The sequence below is a fragment of the Alteromonas sp. CNT1-28 genome (genome assembly GCF_022348345.1).
GTDB classification, from domain to species: Bacteria; Pseudomonadota; Gammaproteobacteria; order Enterobacterales; family Alteromonadaceae; genus Alteromonas; species Alteromonas macleodii.
On record NZ_JAKREZ010000098.1, the window covers coordinates 1 to 1,261 of the forward strand.

Below are 1,261 nucleotides of genomic sequence, written 5' to 3' on the forward strand. Positions count from 1 at the left end.
TGACGTGGTTCAATAGATTCACACACCCAGTTAAGAGATAATCATCTCAACTGGAGTGTATATGAAAACGCGAAAAAGCTACTCGAAAGAATTCAAACTGGATGCTGTGAGTCTGGTTACAGAACAAAATTACAAGATTTCTGAGGCTGCACGTAGTCTTGGTATTAGCGCGAATATGTTGGGCCGCTGGCTGAAAGAGCAAGAATCAGACGGCGCTCACGCATTTCGTGGCAATGGCAAGTTGACGCCGGAACAGGAAGAAATCCGTCGGCTGCGTGAAGAGAATAAGCGCCTGAAAATGGAGAAAGAGATCCTAAAAAAGGCGACGGTCTTCTTTGCCAAAGAAACCAAGTGAAATACGGTTTCATAACCCAATATAAGAAGACCTGGCCGATTAGCCTGATGTGTCAGGTTCTGGGAGTCAGTCGCCGTAATTACTACAGCGCCGTGCGCCGAAATGAGCAACTTGAACCCGATCCGCAACATGATGAGCTAATTGAGTGGGTGCAGAAAATAGCTGATGCCAGTGATTTTACCTATGGCGTAAGACGCATGAAACGCGCGCTGAATTCACTGGGTTATCCGGTTGGAAAACAGCGAACGAAAGTCTTGATGAAAGAAGCCGACGTGAGCGTCAGACGGCGGAGAAAATACAAAGTAACGACTAACAGCGATCATCAGCAACCCGTCTTCGATAACGTGCTGTCACGCGACTTTAATGCACAAATGCCAGATCAGGCGTATGCCTCTGACATTACCTATATCTGGACGCAAGAAGGTTGGCTGTATCTGGCTGTAGTGATTGACTTATTCTCACGAAAAGTCGTGGGCTGGAGTATGGCGTCGCGCATGAATGCCCAGCTTGTGTGTGATGCCTTAACAATGGCTTTATGGCAACGTAAACCCAACGCGGGCCTGATACATCATTCAGATCGAGGCTCTCAATATGCAAGCCGTCAATTTAGACAGCTACTGACGCAGTACAAGGTAACTGGCAGCATGAGTAGAAAAGGTGACTGCTGGGACAATGCTGTTGTAGAGAGCTTCTTCGGCACATTGAAACAAGAGCGAGTGCAATGGCGTCACTACCAGAGCCGCCATGCTGCTCAGCAGGATATCCTGCAATACATCAGTATGTTTTATAACAGCCAAAGAATGCACTCATACCTGGATTACAAAAGTCCAAATCAATATGAGGCTGATATGGCAAATTTAGGAAAAGCGGCTTAACTGGGTTGTGTGAATTTGCTTGACCACGTCA

The 1,261-nt window shown here is 46.8% G+C and carries 1 protein-coding gene; it reads left to right on the forward strand.

Annotated features, from left to right (window positions below; all coding sequences use genetic code 11):
- Positions 1-61: 61 nt before the first annotated feature.
- A protein-coding gene (locus tag MHN02_RS21490) for an IS3 family transposase (protein ID WP_239247979.1) occupies positions 62-1,230 on the forward strand; the annotation gives its coding sequence in 2 pieces (ribosomal slippage) (positions 62-314 and positions 314-1,230; 1,170 coding nt in all).
- Positions 1,231-1,261 lie beyond the last annotated feature (31 nt).